Origin of the sequence: Marinobacter algicola DG893 (assembly GCF_000170835.1) — a bacterium.
Lineage (GTDB): Bacteria > Pseudomonadota > Gammaproteobacteria > Pseudomonadales > Oleiphilaceae > Marinobacter > Marinobacter algicola.
The window spans coordinates 38,649-53,310 of sequence record NZ_ABCP01000010.1; the positions used below are offsets into that span (position 1 = coordinate 38,649).

A 14,662-nucleotide genomic window follows, 5' to 3' on the forward strand; every position below is an offset into this window, starting at 1 on the left:
GGCCTGGCTTCGGCGGCATTTTTGGCTGTACTTCCAGGCCCGGCACTTTCCGCGCGACCGGAGACATCATGAGTGGACTGATCCCGCAACGCTTTGTTGAAGACCTGCTCGACCGGGTAGACCTGGCAGAGCTGATCGGATCACGTATCACCCTGAAAAAGGCCGGCGGCAACTACAAGGCCCGCTGCCCCTTCCACGATGAGAAGACGCCGTCTTTCAACGTTCGGCCGGATAAGGGCTTTTACCACTGCTTTGGCTGTGGCGCCCATGGCGATGCCATCAGTTTTGTCCGCGAATTCGACGGCCTGGGCTTTACTGATGCGGTCGAGGAACTGGCCCGCCGAGCCGGTATGGAAGTGCCCTACGACCAGAGCGCGCGCCAGGAAATGCAGCAGGCGCGAACACTGACGGACGCCCTGGATTACGCCAGCCGCTTCTATCAGTCAGCCCTGAAGGGCCAGCAGGGTGAATTCGCCCGGGACTACCTCAAACAGAGGGGCCTGGACGACAGCATCATTGAACAATACCAGTTGGGCTACGCCCCTGGTACCGGCACTGCCTTGTTCGACAGTGCCAGCAGGGATCTGCAGGGTCCATTGGTTGAAACCGGCACCGTGTCCGACCGCTACGGGCGGCCCAGGGACCTGTTTCGCAACCGGGTGATGTTCCCGATCCGCAACAGCCGCGGACGGACCATTGCGTTCGGCGGGCGCACACTGGGTGATGACAAGGCCAAGTACATCAACTCTCCGGAGTCTGATGTGTTCCATAAGAGCCGCGAAATCTACGGCCTTTATGAAGCCAAACAGTCGATCCGCCAACTCGACAGGCTGCTGGTGGTGGAAGGCTACATGGATGTCATTGCGCTCGCGCAGAATGGCATCCACTTTGCCGTGGCCACACTGGGCACAGCCACAAACCAGGACAGCCTGTCGGCACTGCTGAAGCAGGTACGGCACCTGGTGTTCTGTTTTGATGGCGACCAGGCCGGTTATCGGGCGGCCGACAAGGCCCTGGAAAATGCGCTGGAATTGCTGACCGACGGCCTTCATCTGCAGTTCCTGATGATGCCGGACGGTGAAGACCCGGACACGCTGGTGCGCAAGGAAGGCCCCGACGCGTTCCAGGAACGCATCAACGGCGCGACGCCCCTGTCTCGCTACCTGTTCAACCGACAGAGCGAAGGCTTGGACCTGACGCTGCCGGAAGACCGGGGTGAGCTGAAGGCACGGGTAGAACCGCTGCTGAAGAAAATGCCCAGGAGCACCCTCAGGGATGCCATGTGGCATGAGATGCTGCGACTGTGTGGCAACAACCGGGGTGACTGGCAGAACCGCCGCCAGCCAAACGGCAAGGGCGGCTACGGCGAGCGCCGGGTGCAGGAACAACGGATCGACGTAAAACTCAGCAAGGATACCCAGCTTTGCCTGGCCCTGCTGGAAGCACCGGACATGGCCAGCGAAATTGCTGAACTCTGCCGTAGCAGCCGCCAATACCGGCAGGCAGGCCAGTTCGCCGGCTGGATTCTGGAACGCGCCATCAAAGACCGGCGCTCCCTTGTCCGTGAGCTGGCAACGGATAACCGCGCCAGGGAACAGTTTTACAACCTGTTCGATGGCATTGAGCACATCCCCGCACGGGAGCAGACCCTGGCTGGCGCCAGGGAAATGCTGAATCCGAACCGGGAAGTGGCGCGCAAGCAGCGGCTAACGTCTCTACTATCGGAAAAACGTAGCCTGGCAGACCTTAGCGCCGAAGAGCGGCAGGAACTGAAGGCACTGACCGGACAGAACGACGACTGACCAGCGCCAGAAAACGAGAGCCGGCGGGCCAAAAAACGCAATAACTGCCGCCGGAAACGGCACTGCACTTGAAACTTGGAGTGTTGATCACCATCTAACCATCCGGTGGCAGAGCAACCGAGCGACAGCTATAATGGCTGTTTCACTTTTTTCCTTTTACCAGCGAGTTCACAGGGTGTCTATGTCAGGCAATTCGCAGAAATCACGTCTTAAAGACCTCATTGCACGAGGCAAGGAACAAGGTTACCTGACTTACGCCGAGGTAAACGACCACCTCCCGGAAGACATTGCTGACCCGGACCAGGTCGAAGACATCATTCGCATGATTAACGACATGGGCATCCAGGTGTCTGAAGTGGCACCGGACGCGGACACGCTGCTGATGACCGACGGTGACTCCACCGCTGACGAAGCAGCGGCCGCCGAAGCCGCCGCCGCACTCGCTGCCGTAGAATCCGACGCCGGCCGCACCACCGACCCCGTCCGCATGTACATGCGCGAAATGGGCACCGTGGAGCTACTGACCCGCGAAGGCGAAATCGTCATTGCCAAGCGCATCGAGGAAGGTATCCGCGATGTCATGGCTGCCGTGGCCCACTTCCCCGGCATCACCGGCACCGTTATCCAGGCCTACGACCGCATCATCGAGAATGAAGGCCGCCTCAGCGACATCGTCTCCGGTTTCCTCGATCCTGATGGCGCCGAGCCGTTCATGGAGGAAGACACAACCCCGGATACGTCAAGCACCTCAGACGATTCTTCCGACGATGATGATGACGATGACGACAGCGAAGAAGAAACCGAAAGCGGTCCGGATCCGGAAGAGACCCGTCTGCGTTTTGAGCTGCTGAAAGAAAAGCTCGATGCTGCCGATGCAAGCCTGGCCAAACACGGCCGCGGCCACAAGAAAACCCAGGAAGCCCTGAACGAGCTGGGACAGGTGTTTGCGCCGTTCAAGCTGGGCAACAAGGCCTTTGATGAGCTTGTAAACGTGGTTCGCTCCACCAACGATCTGGTGCGTGAGAACGAGCGTGCGATCATGAAAATCTGTGTGCGTGAGTGCAAGATGCCGCGCAAGGATTTCATCAAGTCGTTCCCCGGCAACGAAACCAGCCTGGACTGGGCCGAAAAGATGTCCAAGGGCAAGAAGCCCTACGCACCGCTGATTGCCGAGCGCATCGACGAAGTCGTGCGCCTGCAGAAGCGCATTGCCAACATCCAGACCGAAGTCGACCTGGACGTTTCCGACATCAAGGAAATCAACCGCCGCGTCTCCATCGGCGAAGCCAAGGCCCGCCGTGCCAAGAAGGAGATGGTGGAAGCCAACCTACGTCTGGTTATCTCCATTGCCAAGAAGTACACCAACCGCGGCCTGCAGTTCCTCGACCTGATCCAGGAAGGCAACATCGGCCTTATGAAGGCCGTTGACAAGTTCGAGTATCGCCGTGGCTACAAGTTCTCCACTTACGCCACCTGGTGGATTCGTCAGGCCATCACCCGCTCCATCGCGGACCAGGCCCGCACCATCCGTATTCCGGTGCACATGATCGAAACCATCAACAAGCTCAACCGCATCTCCCGTCAGATGTTGCAGGAGATGGGCCGCGAGCCCACGCCGGAAGAGTTGGGCGAGCGCATGGAAATGCCCGAGGACAAGATCCGCAAGGTATTGAAGATCGCCAAGGAACCGATCTCCATGGAAACCCCGATCGGTGATGACGAAGACAGCCACCTGGGCGATTTCATTGAAGACATCCAGGCACTGTCGCCCGTCGACTCCGCCACCGCCGAAGGCCTGCGCGAAGCTACCCGCTCCGTGCTCTCCGGCCTGACCGCGCGCGAGTCCAAGGTGCTGCGCATGCGCTTCGGTATTGAAATGAACACCGACCACACCCTGGAAGAAGTGGGCAAGCAGTTTGACGTAACCCGCGAGCGAATCCGCCAGATCGAAGCCAAGGCTCTGCGCAAACTGCGCCACCCTTCCCGCTCCGACCACCTGCGCGGCTTCATTGACGATCAGGGCAACGGATAACACCACAACAGTAGCGGGCGCCACCCCTCACCGGTATAATGGCGCCCGCTTTGTTGCTCCTGCCCGGAAGCGACATCCCAAAAAGCACACCTTTAAACAGCATCGGCTGAAAAAAGGGCCTATAGCTCAGTTGGTTAGAGCAGAGGACTCATAATCCTTTGGTCCCTGGTTCGAGTCCAGGTGGGCCCACCACTCCCCCAGTATTTTTGAAACTGGTATTGAAACCATAAATCGTCCGCTTTGGTCGCAAAGCGAACATTCGGATCAGACGAGTCACGCCAGCCAGGATGCACGGCTCCAAAATGAGGGCGAAGCGTCAATATGTCGACTTCGCCCTTACTCGTTTCGTCAGAATAAGCAAATCACCAACATAGCAATTGCTCGTGCGATTCTAGAGAAGTAAAGGAAAACCTTGTCGTTCACTCTTACCCGAATTTCAAATCTAATCCTAAGTATCACTTTCGTTCACCTCCTGCTTTTATCAGTGAGGTGAGAGTAAACTTGCTTGTACTTGTTCACCCATGACACAAAACCGGGGAAAATCCAATATTGTGTCAGGGTGCTGTCCGTATGATCTGGCGCTCCGTCAATGTCGGATCGTCGAATACAGTTGCGGTGGTCTTAGCAACTATTTCTCGCAATGGCTGCCCAGTCTCACTGCGGATCAGCTGAGTTAATCTTTTTATAAAATAGCTACGCTTAGCATTAGGATGCTTTGGCTTTTCAAGCTTTACGGATGACTGCTCATTACCAAGCAGTCCCACCTGATCATCCGAGTCCAAGGTTGCTAACTTTCGGAGATTCGCTGATAACAACCCGGGACTCAAATCGGGCCATTGTTTGTACTCAGGTTCGGTGTTCGCATGTTGCTCAGCATCTATGTTGGGGTCGAAGAATTTTAGGGAGTGGCCTACAAGATTTTCGAGCATTAACTTGCTACGCTTGGAAAAATACCTTTCTTGTAAGAGCTGATCGTAGCGACTAAATTCAATTAACTTCGCGAGCTTCATAGCTGTTTCTTTTACTTCAATTAACCAACTCTCGTAATCTTTTGGCGTGAGATTGTGAGGCTTCGTTTCTATATAAATCGACGACAATTGAACCATGCTCGCGAACGAAGTAGCTCTTATTTGGTATTTGGGAAGCTTCTCCCATACCGATTTCATATCGGGGTACGTTAGCAACCTATATAAAAGATCGGCTTGCTCAGTATCAGGTTCCGCTGTTGGAAAGCGACGCTTCCAATAGTCCACCTCGTCACATGCCTCTTTCCACTCCGAAATAACTTCCTTTGGAGCCCAGCTCGGAAATCTCTGACTATTCACCATCAAAAGATCTTCAATTTCTTGATTAAGAGTGTTGGAGCGTTAATATGCTAACGCTTGTAGTATGCTCGCTCACGGCATGGAGCCGAAGGCGCAATATAGTAGGCGTCGCCGTTCCTGTGCTGGTTAGCTGGGGACGCTTGATCGATATAATTTTGCTGCCTCAACAAAGTTATCTCTGTAGTGGTTCAATGATTCCGGACACCAGCGTAGGTGGTAAGATCGCCACCATAAACGAGGTGTCTGATGACCAGAAAGCGACGTTCTTTTTCTCCTGAGTTCAAACAGGAAGCAGCCAGCCTGGTGCTTGATCAAGGTTACACGATTCCCCAGGCGAGCGTGTCCCTGGGAATTGGCGAAAGCGCTATCCGGCGCTGGGTTAACCAACTGACCGAGGAGCGTGACGGTGTCACCCCGAAGGGCAAGGCGTTAACCCCGGAGCAGCGCCGTATTCAGGAGCTGGAAGCCCGCTGCAAGCGCCTTCAACAGGAGAAAGACATACTAAAAAAGGCTACCGCTCTCTTGATGTCGGACGACATGAATCGTACGCGCTGATAGACCAGTTGAGTGAGCAAATGCCTGTTGAAATGGTCTGCAATGCGTTTGATATCAGCCGTTCCAGCTATTACGAGTACCGCCAACGGCGGAAGCACGTGAATGTTGAGCGTCTGGCCCTGAAGGCTCAGGTAAACCGTCTCTTTACCAAGAGCCGCAGCTCTGCCGGCAGTAGAACGATCAAGGGCATGCTCAATGACGACGGCGTTGTTATTGGGCGCTTCAAGGTTCGACGATTGATGAGTGAACTGGGGCTGATCTGTAAGCAGCCGGGTCCTCACGCCTACAAGCAGGCGACCGTTGAGCGACCGGATATCCCGAACCATCTGGCTCGTGAGTTTACGTTAGGCCGGCCCAATCAGGCGTGGTGTGGTGACATCACCTATGTCTGGAGCGGCCAGCGGTGGAGTTATCTGGCTGTCGTTCTGGATTTGTATGCCCGACGAGTTGTTGGTTGGGCGATGTCATCCAGCCCCGATGCCGATTTGGTGGTCAAGGCTCTGGATCACGCCTGGGAACAGCGTGGTCAACCAGAAAAGGTCATGTTCCACTCAGATCAGGGAAGTCAGTATGCCAGCCGTAAGTTCCGTCAGAGGCTCTGGCGCTATCGAATGACACAAAGCATGAGCCGACGTGGCAACTGCTGGGACAACGCACCGATGGAGAGACTGTTCCGGAGCCTGAAATCTGAATGGATACCGGCTCTAGGATATCGGAACCTCCCCGAGGCGAAAAAAGATGTGGGTGGCTATCTGATGGACTACTACAACCGACAGCGACCGCACACATTCAACGACGGCATTTCGCCGGTTGCGGCTGAGGAAAACCTTAAAATACTGTCCGGGATGAGTTGACCACTACACAATGTAATGGGCGTCGCAGTGCGTGCACTGATTAAGTGTTACCGGGCTACGATTTAAGTTTGGTTTTTAGGTGGCTTAGTAGGTCTTGAGTTTTGACCTTCTCACCCTTTCGGTATGCCATGATTTTTTTCAGGGTAATCTCGTAGTTCTCCGGTTTATGCGCAAGGTCGCACTCATCATAGTACTGGAGGATAAAGTCCCTGATCTCATAACCTTCACTACGGTTTATGAATAGGCGATCCCGCTTAACTGCCGGGGCGTCCCCGCTGGTACGCGTCCATGATAAATTCGTGTTTTCTTTGAGCCACTGAGTTACCTGACTTTCCTTTGACATTTTCAATTCTCCTTAGAGGTATTATCGCGGCCTTCATTGACCACTTAAAGCTGAAATAGGCGGCTCGAAAGGGGCTTCCGGTGGAGGCCGAAGGTCGGACCGTACTTATTTAACGGGTTATGTGGTTTGCTCCCGTTTGACCTGATCTCAGGCCAACTACAACGGAAGCAAGCCATGTAAGAATTAGTTTTTGCAGCCGTTTTTGCCGCACGTGATCCTTTCATGCGATGAAACCCAGTGACTGGGGTTGTCACGAGTATCGAAACCGCAACCAGTTTTACCGCCTTTGCTACCGCTGTGAACTTCACCTGTTGGTGTATGCTTGACAGCCATCTTGACCCCTCCTCAAGGGTGCGAGCATTCCAGAATTACCCTAACCTATTGGTGTACGAATTTTGTACACAAAAATAGCCTACACCCTGGCCAAAAACTGTTCAAGCATACAGTCTGTACAAATACACATGACGCGCGCAGCATGCGCAGCTTTGGAATGGATGCGAAGCCACAATGGAAAAGGAGTCGCCGTGCCTGCGATGGTGACGTGACGTGCCTATTTTAGCTGGAAATTACAGTCGAAATTCGTAGAACGCGCCTTTACTCCGCTTGTTGGCGCTCCGTAGCCGCCGTACCCGCTGACTTGAGACCCAACAACTTTCTGCATTCCAATATGTATTGCGTACGTCCAAACCCCCGCCGCATTCCCATTATTTCCGGGGGCTTCTACAACAATTACTAATCCGGGATTTTGGGCAAGGACATAGCCCATTTTTTCATCAATACGGATTTGGTCAGGAGGGGTAAACGTGAATTTCCACATAGACCCAAACTTTTCCGCAGTCGTCCAAACTCCGCCCGATTGGTCTTCACGAAAATCTGTTGCGTCGCGATATCCATGCGTATTCACATCCTTGCATATCGCCTCAAATGCCGGATTTTGGCCTTGCCCAAAAGCAAATGTCCCGGTGGCCGTGAGAACAAGTCCAGCGATCAATGTCCTCATATCTATTTCCTCGGCATAGTCTTGTCATACTGACATAACAATTGTTTATCTTTAATTGACTAATTACAGATCATTAACCTCAATTGTGAAGTCTTTACGAAGGAGTACTTCCATCTTTGGATTACTTTCAAGTACACCGATCACACGCGCGCTGAGGGCATCTAAAATAGAGTCTATATCGTTATCATCTACGCATTGTTCCGATATTTTAAATACTAATCTGCCCTCTGACCTACTATTCACATAATAATTGTATAAACCTCGATCAAGGTCATGCTGTTGCAATACTTCTGATTCTGGATAATTTTTTGAGAAAAACTCTTCTATTTGAGCAACTTTCTCTGAATCGTCCATTGTCTCTCTCCGAAAAAATAACAGATATTAGGCAGCGCGTTTTATCATTGCAGAACTTTGACTGTGTCATTATTACTGATTTTGAACCATCAATCGCGCTGCATAAAAATTGATAAAACAGAAGCTTAGCCGAGCATTGCCATCTTTGCCATGTAATCATTCAGCGTCTGCAATGTGCTCCGGCAATCATACTGGATGAAATTGCTGTGATTTAGCTTGGAGGCTCTGGAGGAAAGGCCTGGCTCGAATGTCCGCTTTTGTTTAGCAGACAGCGGGAAAAGGCCTCCAGCGGGCGAGTAAGTTCATGAGAAACCCAATAAATGCGCTAGATGAACCATCTGATGAATCAGAGCAAGCCCCTGAGCAGCTAGGCTCTTGTTTGAAGGTGGCTTATTGGAGCCTGGCAAGTTCCATGAACAACGACAGTGCGTATAGGTTAAACCAGCGTTTCCGATCGGAGCCTTCTTTACGTAGAGTGTGATCCGCTGGATGACGACTGTTAGCTCCAAGGCGAAGGTCAGGGAAATCAATCCTCAGCCTGGATATACTGCACGAGCATTCGACCAAGTGTCGTGACACTGAGGCGATTACCTTTCTGCTCGGCAAGCCCGAACCGCTGCAGAGTCTGCTTGTAGCTCTCCTGAAGCGCTGCCTTGACGATTTGTTCCTGAGAAGCCCCCATTGTTTTGCTTACCGGTTCCAATATTTCTGGGTGCAGCTTCGCCCATTCTTTATGCGGCCCATCTCCAAAGACCGGATTCAAAGAATAATAAATTAACCAAATGATCTCCGGGTCTGTTAGTTCTCGGTAGATATTGAGTAATTTCCGGATTTCCTCATAGCGCAACTCTTCGGTTGACAGCGCCTTGGCAACCAAGCGTCCAAGACGCTCTTTGCGGTCTGCAGATACTGCCCTGGATGCTTGGACGCAGCCTTCCTCCAAGAGATCCAAACCTTCTTCAGTTTGAAGGTGTTGCTCAAATGTATCCAGTCGCCCGTGAATGTTTGCGACTTCGGAATCAAGCTGTTTCAAAAAGGCAACCATGCGCTCCAAGCGCAGGTCTGGGATGATGGCCGTCATCACTTCAGAAATGAGGGTTCCGACACCTGGAAGCACGCCAGCAGCGCTGTTGGCGATACTTACCAACTTATCCCGTCTATTGGAATCCAGAGTGTTCTGGTCGAGATTGCTCATCATTCTGTTATCGATTGTGACAAGCGTTAGCGCAGAAGAAACAGCCATCCACATTGTCATATTTTTGTCGGGCCGCTTCGAGAGCATCTCTGCATGATGCGAACATGCCCAAATAGGTCCGGTTCAGAATTTCAGGCATGAATTGGCAACCCTCTCTATGCACCTCATGCTCACCGGTGCTTTGTGGGTTGTCGTTTGAGTAATAGTGTTCCACTGATGCCTCCTTGGCTTAGCTGTCTCAATCCAGAGTAGACAGCTTGCTACTATTTCGCCAGCTTCGGATATGTCTGGCGCACAACAGGACATCCACACGGTGACTTGAAGAAACGAATTCCGTTAAATCTTGCTCTTTTGGCAAACAGTTTCAGGACGCCCACAGATTGCTCTCGCTAGCTGCGGAAACAAAGCTGTCGCTCCACGTATATTTCGAGTTTTAACAAATGGTTACTTAAAATATTTTCCATTTTTGCGACTGTTGCCGATACTTCATTGAGTTCGAATCACGCTGCAATTTTGTATCAATGCGTATGTTCACCGGCTTTCGGGACATGCTCGATAAAAATAATCGTTAAACAGATCGGGGTTCGTCATCTAGTGACCAGCTCAGAGTTGCTCTGGAGATTGCGCGTAGAGGGATTTCTGAGAAGAACTCCACCTGTCAGCAGGGCATCGCACCATGAGCGACATAGAATATTCTGTGCTGGAAGCGCAGCAGAACATCCATGAACTAATTGCCCAGCAACACCCGCTGGAACAGACGCTGGACGCGATAGCCGACTGGGTCGGCAGCATGATGCCCGGTGCGCTGGTTTCCATCATGCAATTTCATCCAGCCTCAAACAGCCTCAGTTTAATACCCAGCGATCGGTTTTCAGATCGTTTTTTCCAGGCCATGCAGGATATTCAGGTGGCTGAGAACAAGGGCACTTGTGGTACTGCGGCCTTTACTGAAGACTTAGTTATTACTGACAATATTCAGGAAGATCGCCGCTGGACGGGCTTCCATGACATCGCCGAGGCAGAAGGAGTCCGCGCCTGCTGGTCCATGCCGATTCTGACCTCGAAAAATGAGCTCCTGGGCACCTTTGCCACCTACTACCGCGCTCCAGCCACCCCAACTGCGGGCGCTCAACGCAACCTGGCCCGGGGCGCAGCTCTGGTCGCCCTGGCCATTCTCCGACACCGGGACGCTGAGAACCATAGAACCCTCTCCGAGTGGCACCGGACCCTGTTCGACAACCATCCAGATGCTGTATACACGTTCGACCTCGATGGTCGCTTCCAGAGCTGTAACAAGGCATTGGAAAAAATTTCTGGCTATTCGGCGGGTAAGGTGTACGGCCTTCACTTCAATCTATTTATTGAACCTGATTATCGCCCACAGACCCAGGCAGCATTCGACAGAGCTCGAAACGGTGAAGTCATCACCTACGAAACCATAGGCACTCACGCCTTCGGCCATCCCTACTTCCTGGAGGTCACCAACTTCCCGGTCATCATCCAGGGTGAGATTGTCGGCGTCTATGGTCTCTGCCGGGACATTTCTGATCGTAAACATCAGGATGCAGACCTGCATTTGCTCAAGCGTGGCATTGAAGCAAATCCCAACGGTATGTTGATGGTGGACGCACGCAGTCCAGACATGCCAGTGGTCTATGCCAACCCCGCATTCACTGAAATGACCGGTTACTCTTACGACGAGGTCATGGGAAGCAACTGCCGCTTTCTTCAGGGAGAAGAAACTGCTCTGGAAGCGCTCGAAACCATACGGCAGGGACTGCACCACCAAACCGAGGTCAATGTCGAACTGATTAACTACCGAAAGGACGGTACGCCTTTCTGGAATCACCTCAGGATCAGCCCGGTGTTCGGTAATGACGGCCTTTGCACTCACTTTATTGGCACTCAGCAGGATGTTACCCACCAACGGGAGCAGGAAGCCCAGATTACTTACCAGGCCACCCATGACCTGCTTACCGGCTTACCCAATGGGGTCTCGTTTCAAGAGACGCTGCATGACGCACTGATTCTGGATGGTGGGCGTGGAGCGTTAGCTGTCCTGTATCTGGACCTGGACGGATTCAAGCCCATCAATGACGAACTGGGGCATCATGTTGGCAACCAGGTACTCATAACCATTGCCCGGCGACTGGCAGACTTGACGGCACCTGAGGCAACCGTTGCCCGGTTGGTTGGGGATGAATTTGGTTTGTTGCTACCTGGGTACACAAATCGCAAAGAGGTCACCCAACTGGCCGAGCGCATATTGGTACATCTTGCAAAGCCGATCGACGTGGACGGCCAGATGGTCCACATTAGTGCCAGTATTGGGATCGCCTGTAACAGCGCCCCTCTGGACGCCCCTCATGAATTACTGCAGTTTGCAGACATTGCCCGGGAGCGGGCCAAACGGCAAGGCAAAAACACCTGGCAATGGCACAGTGGCCTTAAAGCCGAACGCAGCCAGCACAGCGTTAAGCTGAGGCATGACCTTCACACCGCTCTGAATGAAAACCAGTTTGAAATCCATTACCAGCCCCTGGTGGACGCTGTCACTGGACGAATGCGCAGTGTCGAAGCTTTGGTACGGTGGAAACACCCTACCCGGGGGATGATCTCCCCCGGTGAGTTCATTCCATTGGCCGAGCAGACTGGTCAGATCATTCCGCTCGGCCTCTGGATCCTCAAACAGGCCTGCATAGAAATCGCAGACTTCAATGCCCAGCGGGAAAGAGGGCTACGTGTTGCCGTTAACATTTCATCGCTGCAGTTCATCCGCGGCGGCTTTCTGGATGACGTTCGCCGGGTGCTGGCAGAAACGGGGCTTCCGCCACAACTGCTGGAACTGGAGGTGACGGAAAGTGTTCTTCTTGATGGTGCCGAGCCCGTAATCGAGCTAATGGAAACCCTGAAAACCTTGGGCGTACGTGTGGCACTGGATGATTTCGGAACCGGCTTTTCCAGCCTAAGCTATCTTCGGGATTTGCCCACCCACAAGGTGAAACTCGATCGAAGCTTTGTGGAGAAAACCACGACAGATCACCGGATAGCCGCCATCGTTCAGGGCGTGATTACCATGGCTCACCACATGGATATGATCGTGGTTGCGGAAGGGATAGAAACCCGTGAGCAGCAGGACGACCTGGCCCGTCGGCACTGCGATATCCTGCAGGGGTATCTGTTTGCCCAGCCAATGCCTCTCGCGGACTTGAAAAAGCTGCCTGACCTATTGCCGGTGAATCCAGCGAGATGACACTCCGTCATACTCGCCCGACTTTAGCCAAACGCCACTGTTGCCATTTCTCCTCCACGCCAACATACAACCCCTCTTGGGGTGATCAGCCATCAACACAAATGGCCAACCTGGGCCTAAGAGGCATCTTTCTGCCGTCACCATCTTCATCACTCAACGTATGGGCGGCATAACGTCTGAAATGGTGGTGGCGCGAGTATTCGCTCTTGTTCGCTGAGGTCCGTGAGTAGCCTTGGGTCGCAAAGCGAACATTCGGCGAAACTAAAACCACGTCTCGTTAACCATTTTGATCACATGGAACGAACTCGCTGGATCTTCAAGCTTCCCCGTTTCATGCAGCCATCAATACACATTTGGCTTAAACGAGGCACCTTCTCGGATTAGTACCATCTGATCAACAAACCCATTGCCGGCAATCGTGATGGCATTTTCGGAAAAATTCCCAAAGCCTCGTGTAGACTCAGTTTCTTCACGAAATTCTCCTTGGCTATAACGCCCGCCAACCCAAGGTTTGCGCTGCACACCGGCAGTATTAAGAATCGCCATCGTCTTCATCTTACCCGGTGGTAGTCCTCTACTTCGACTTCATACGCTTCGCCATCTTCAAAACGAAATTTGTCTCCTAACACATGTCAGTACAAGTAAAGTAAGATTGCCCGGACAACGTCATGGCTTTGCCGAGCGCCAGCGCAGGAGAGGCTTCTCAGATGTTCATGGGCCCGAAGATGTCCGCGCTGGACATAGTGGTGAAGTAAAGCAGGTCTGATCTGTCCCCGGTTTCGAAACGGGAGATGAAATGCGGCCTTTGGTCTAAGGTTACAAGAACGAATATCTAATTATCAGCCGACGGACATAACTGACGACTCTAATGACTGACTACTTTATTCAGGCGTTTATTTACCTGGTGGCGGCGGTCATCGCGGTGCCGTTGGCCAAACGCCTGGGGTTGGGGTCAGTACTGGGTTACCTGGTGGCTGGTGTGGTCATTGGGCCGGTGATCGGTCTCGTTGGCCAAGAGACCACCACGCTTCAGCATTTTGCCGAGTTCGGCGTGGTGATGATGCTGTTCCTGGTCGGCATGGAGCTGGACCCCAAATCCCTCTGGGCCATGCGGGTGCGGCTGCTCGGCCTGGGTGGTCTGCAAGTGGCACTCACCGCAGCGGCCGAGTGCCTTCTCGGTGCTGCTCCTCCAGGACATTGCGGTGATTCCCATGCTGGCCATCATCCCGCTGCTGGCCGTGCCCGGCATCTCCCCCAGTGGCAGCGAGGGGGCACTGCAGCCTCAGCCTGGTTGAGCACCTGCCGGGCTGGGCCCATGGGCTGGTGCTGGGACTGTTCTTCATTACCGTGGGCGCGGGAATCAATTTCGGCGTTCTGGCGGAGTCCTGGGATATCGTCATGCTTCTCGCCCTGGCGGTGATCATCGGCAAGGCCCTGATTCTGGTTGGTCTGGCCCTCGCCTTCGGCATCCGCAGCAGTGATGGCTGGCTGTTCACCCTCGGGCTCGCCCAGGCCGGTGAATTCGGGTTTGTGCTGCTGACCTACAGCACCCAAAACCGTGTGATCCCGGCGGACACCGCGCAGATGCTGTCACTGGTCGTGGCCCTTTCCATGTTCCTGACGCCGCTGTTGTTCATTGTCTATGACCGAGTGGTGCTGCCGCGCTATCAGAAGGCCTCCAATGAAGAAGCGGGGCCGGATGAGATAGAAGAGCAGGCGCCGGTGATCGTGGCAGGGGTCGGCCGCTTCGGGCAGATCGTCTGCCGGTTGCTTCGCGCCAACAACATTCCGAGCGTTGCCCTGGACCACGCCCTGGAGCAGATCGAAAACCTGCGCCGAATCCAACTGAAAAGTTACTTTGGCGACGCCACCCGCATCCAGCTACTGGAAACGGCCGGCATTGCCGAGGCACGCCATGCGGGAGGACGCACGGCGAACTGAGGACGAAG

At 53.5% G+C, this 14,662-nt stretch carries 9 protein-coding genes, 1 tRNA gene and 1 pseudogene; 6 read left to right on the forward strand and 5 right to left on the reverse strand.

Going from position 1 to position 14,662, the window contains the following annotated elements:
* The first annotated feature begins 68 nt into the window (after positions 1-68).
* From dnaG to MDG893_RS09180, 3 genes are all read left to right on the forward strand, one after another.
* Positions 69-1,802 (forward strand): DNA primase, encoded by a 1,734-nt coding sequence (gene dnaG / locus MDG893_RS09170; RefSeq protein WP_007153484.1) that lies wholly within the window; start codon positions 69-71, stop codon positions 1,800-1,802.
* 181 nt (positions 1,803-1,983) lie between these two features.
* Positions 1,984-3,834 (forward strand): RNA polymerase sigma factor RpoD, encoded by a 1,851-nt coding sequence (gene rpoD / locus MDG893_RS09175; protein WP_007153485.1) that lies wholly within the window; start codon positions 1,984-1,986, stop codon positions 3,832-3,834.
* A 115-nt stretch (positions 3,835-3,949) separates the two neighbouring features.
* A tRNA-Ile gene (locus MDG893_RS09180) sits at positions 3,950-4,026 on the forward strand.
* A 362-nt stretch (positions 4,027-4,388) separates the two neighbouring features.
* Here the strand turns inward: MDG893_RS09180 and MDG893_RS09185 are convergent.
* Positions 4,389-5,162, reverse strand: a complete 774-nt coding sequence (locus tag MDG893_RS09185) for a hypothetical protein (protein WP_007153486.1) — start codon at positions 5,160-5,162, stop codon at positions 4,389-4,391.
* A gap of 243 nt (positions 5,163-5,405) precedes the next feature.
* Between MDG893_RS09185 and MDG893_RS09195 the strand changes: the two genes are divergently transcribed.
* Positions 5,406-6,568, forward strand: a protein-coding gene (locus MDG893_RS09195) for an IS3 family transposase (RefSeq protein WP_085985283.1) whose coding sequence is annotated in 2 segments (ribosomal slippage) — positions 5,406-5,661 and positions 5,661-6,568 — 1,164 coding nt in all. Because the reading frame shifts where the segments join, the coding sequence is not laid out codon by codon here.
* 893 nt (positions 6,569-7,461) lie between these two features.
* On the opposite strand, the gene MDG893_RS09205 is transcribed toward MDG893_RS09195, so the two are convergent.
* The 3 genes from MDG893_RS09205 to MDG893_RS09215 form a co-directional block, all read right to left on the reverse strand.
* Positions 7,462-7,911 (reverse strand): hypothetical protein, encoded by a 450-nt coding sequence (locus MDG893_RS09205; RefSeq protein ID WP_007153490.1) that lies wholly within the window; start codon positions 7,909-7,911, stop codon positions 7,462-7,464.
* 63 nt (positions 7,912-7,974) lie between these two features.
* A complete protein-coding gene (locus MDG893_RS09210; RefSeq protein ID WP_007153491.1) occupies positions 7,975-8,265 on the reverse strand; it encodes a hypothetical protein in 291 nt (96 codons plus the stop codon).
* A 526-nt stretch (positions 8,266-8,791) separates the two neighbouring features.
* Entirely contained in the window at positions 8,792-9,508 is a 717-nt protein-coding gene (locus MDG893_RS09215; protein ID WP_244264408.1) for a hypothetical protein, read from the reverse strand.
* A 628-nt stretch (positions 9,509-10,136) separates the two neighbouring features.
* On the opposite strand from MDG893_RS09215, the gene MDG893_RS09220 reads away from it, so the two are divergent.
* Positions 10,137-12,713 carry a bifunctional diguanylate cyclase/phosphodiesterase gene (locus tag MDG893_RS09220; RefSeq protein WP_007153494.1) on the forward strand — a complete coding sequence of 859 codons (2,577 nt, stop codon included), beginning with the start codon at positions 10,137-10,139 and terminating at the stop codon, positions 12,711-12,713.
* A gap of 342 nt (positions 12,714-13,055) precedes the next feature.
* Here the strand turns inward: MDG893_RS09220 and MDG893_RS20485 are convergent, their stop codons facing one another.
* Positions 13,056-13,259 carry a hypothetical protein gene (locus MDG893_RS20485; protein ID WP_167319391.1) on the reverse strand — a complete coding sequence of 68 codons (204 nt, stop codon included), beginning with the start codon at positions 13,257-13,259 and terminating at the stop codon, positions 13,056-13,058.
* Between the two features lie 322 nt (positions 13,260-13,581).
* On the opposite strand from MDG893_RS20485, the pseudogene MDG893_RS20700 reads away from it, so the two are divergent.
* A pseudogene (locus MDG893_RS20700) lies at positions 13,582-14,627 on the forward strand (cation:proton antiporter domain-containing protein); the annotation flags it as partial.
* Positions 14,628-14,662 lie beyond the last annotated feature (35 nt).

Excerpts from the sequence above, each read along its gene's own strand:
- dnaG (WP_007153484.1), top strand. The coding sequence starts at position 69 with ATGAGTGGACTGATCCCGCAACGCTTTGTTGAAGACCTGCTCGACCGG.
- rpoD (WP_007153485.1), top strand. The coding sequence starts at position 1,984 with ATGTCAGGCAATTCGCAGAAATCACGTCTTAAAGACCTCATTGCACGA.
- MDG893_RS09185 (WP_007153486.1), bottom strand. The coding sequence starts at position 5,162 with ATGGTGAATAGTCAGAGATTTCCGAGCTGGGCTCCAAAGGAAGTTATT.
- MDG893_RS09205 (WP_007153490.1), bottom strand. The coding sequence starts at position 7,911 with ATGAGGACATTGATCGCTGGACTTGTTCTCACGGCCACCGGGACATTT.
- MDG893_RS09210 (WP_007153491.1), bottom strand. The coding sequence starts at position 8,265 with ATGGACGATTCAGAGAAAGTTGCTCAAATAGAAGAGTTTTTCTCAAAA.
- MDG893_RS09215 (WP_244264408.1), bottom strand. The coding sequence starts at position 9,508 with ATGGCTGTTTCTTCTGCGCTAACGCTTGTCACAATCGATAACAGAATG.
- MDG893_RS09220 (WP_007153494.1), top strand. The coding sequence starts at position 10,137 with ATGAGCGACATAGAATATTCTGTGCTGGAAGCGCAGCAGAACATCCAT.
- MDG893_RS20485 (WP_167319391.1), bottom strand. The coding sequence starts at position 13,259 with ATGGCGATTCTTAATACTGCCGGTGTGCAGCGCAAACCTTGGGTTGGC.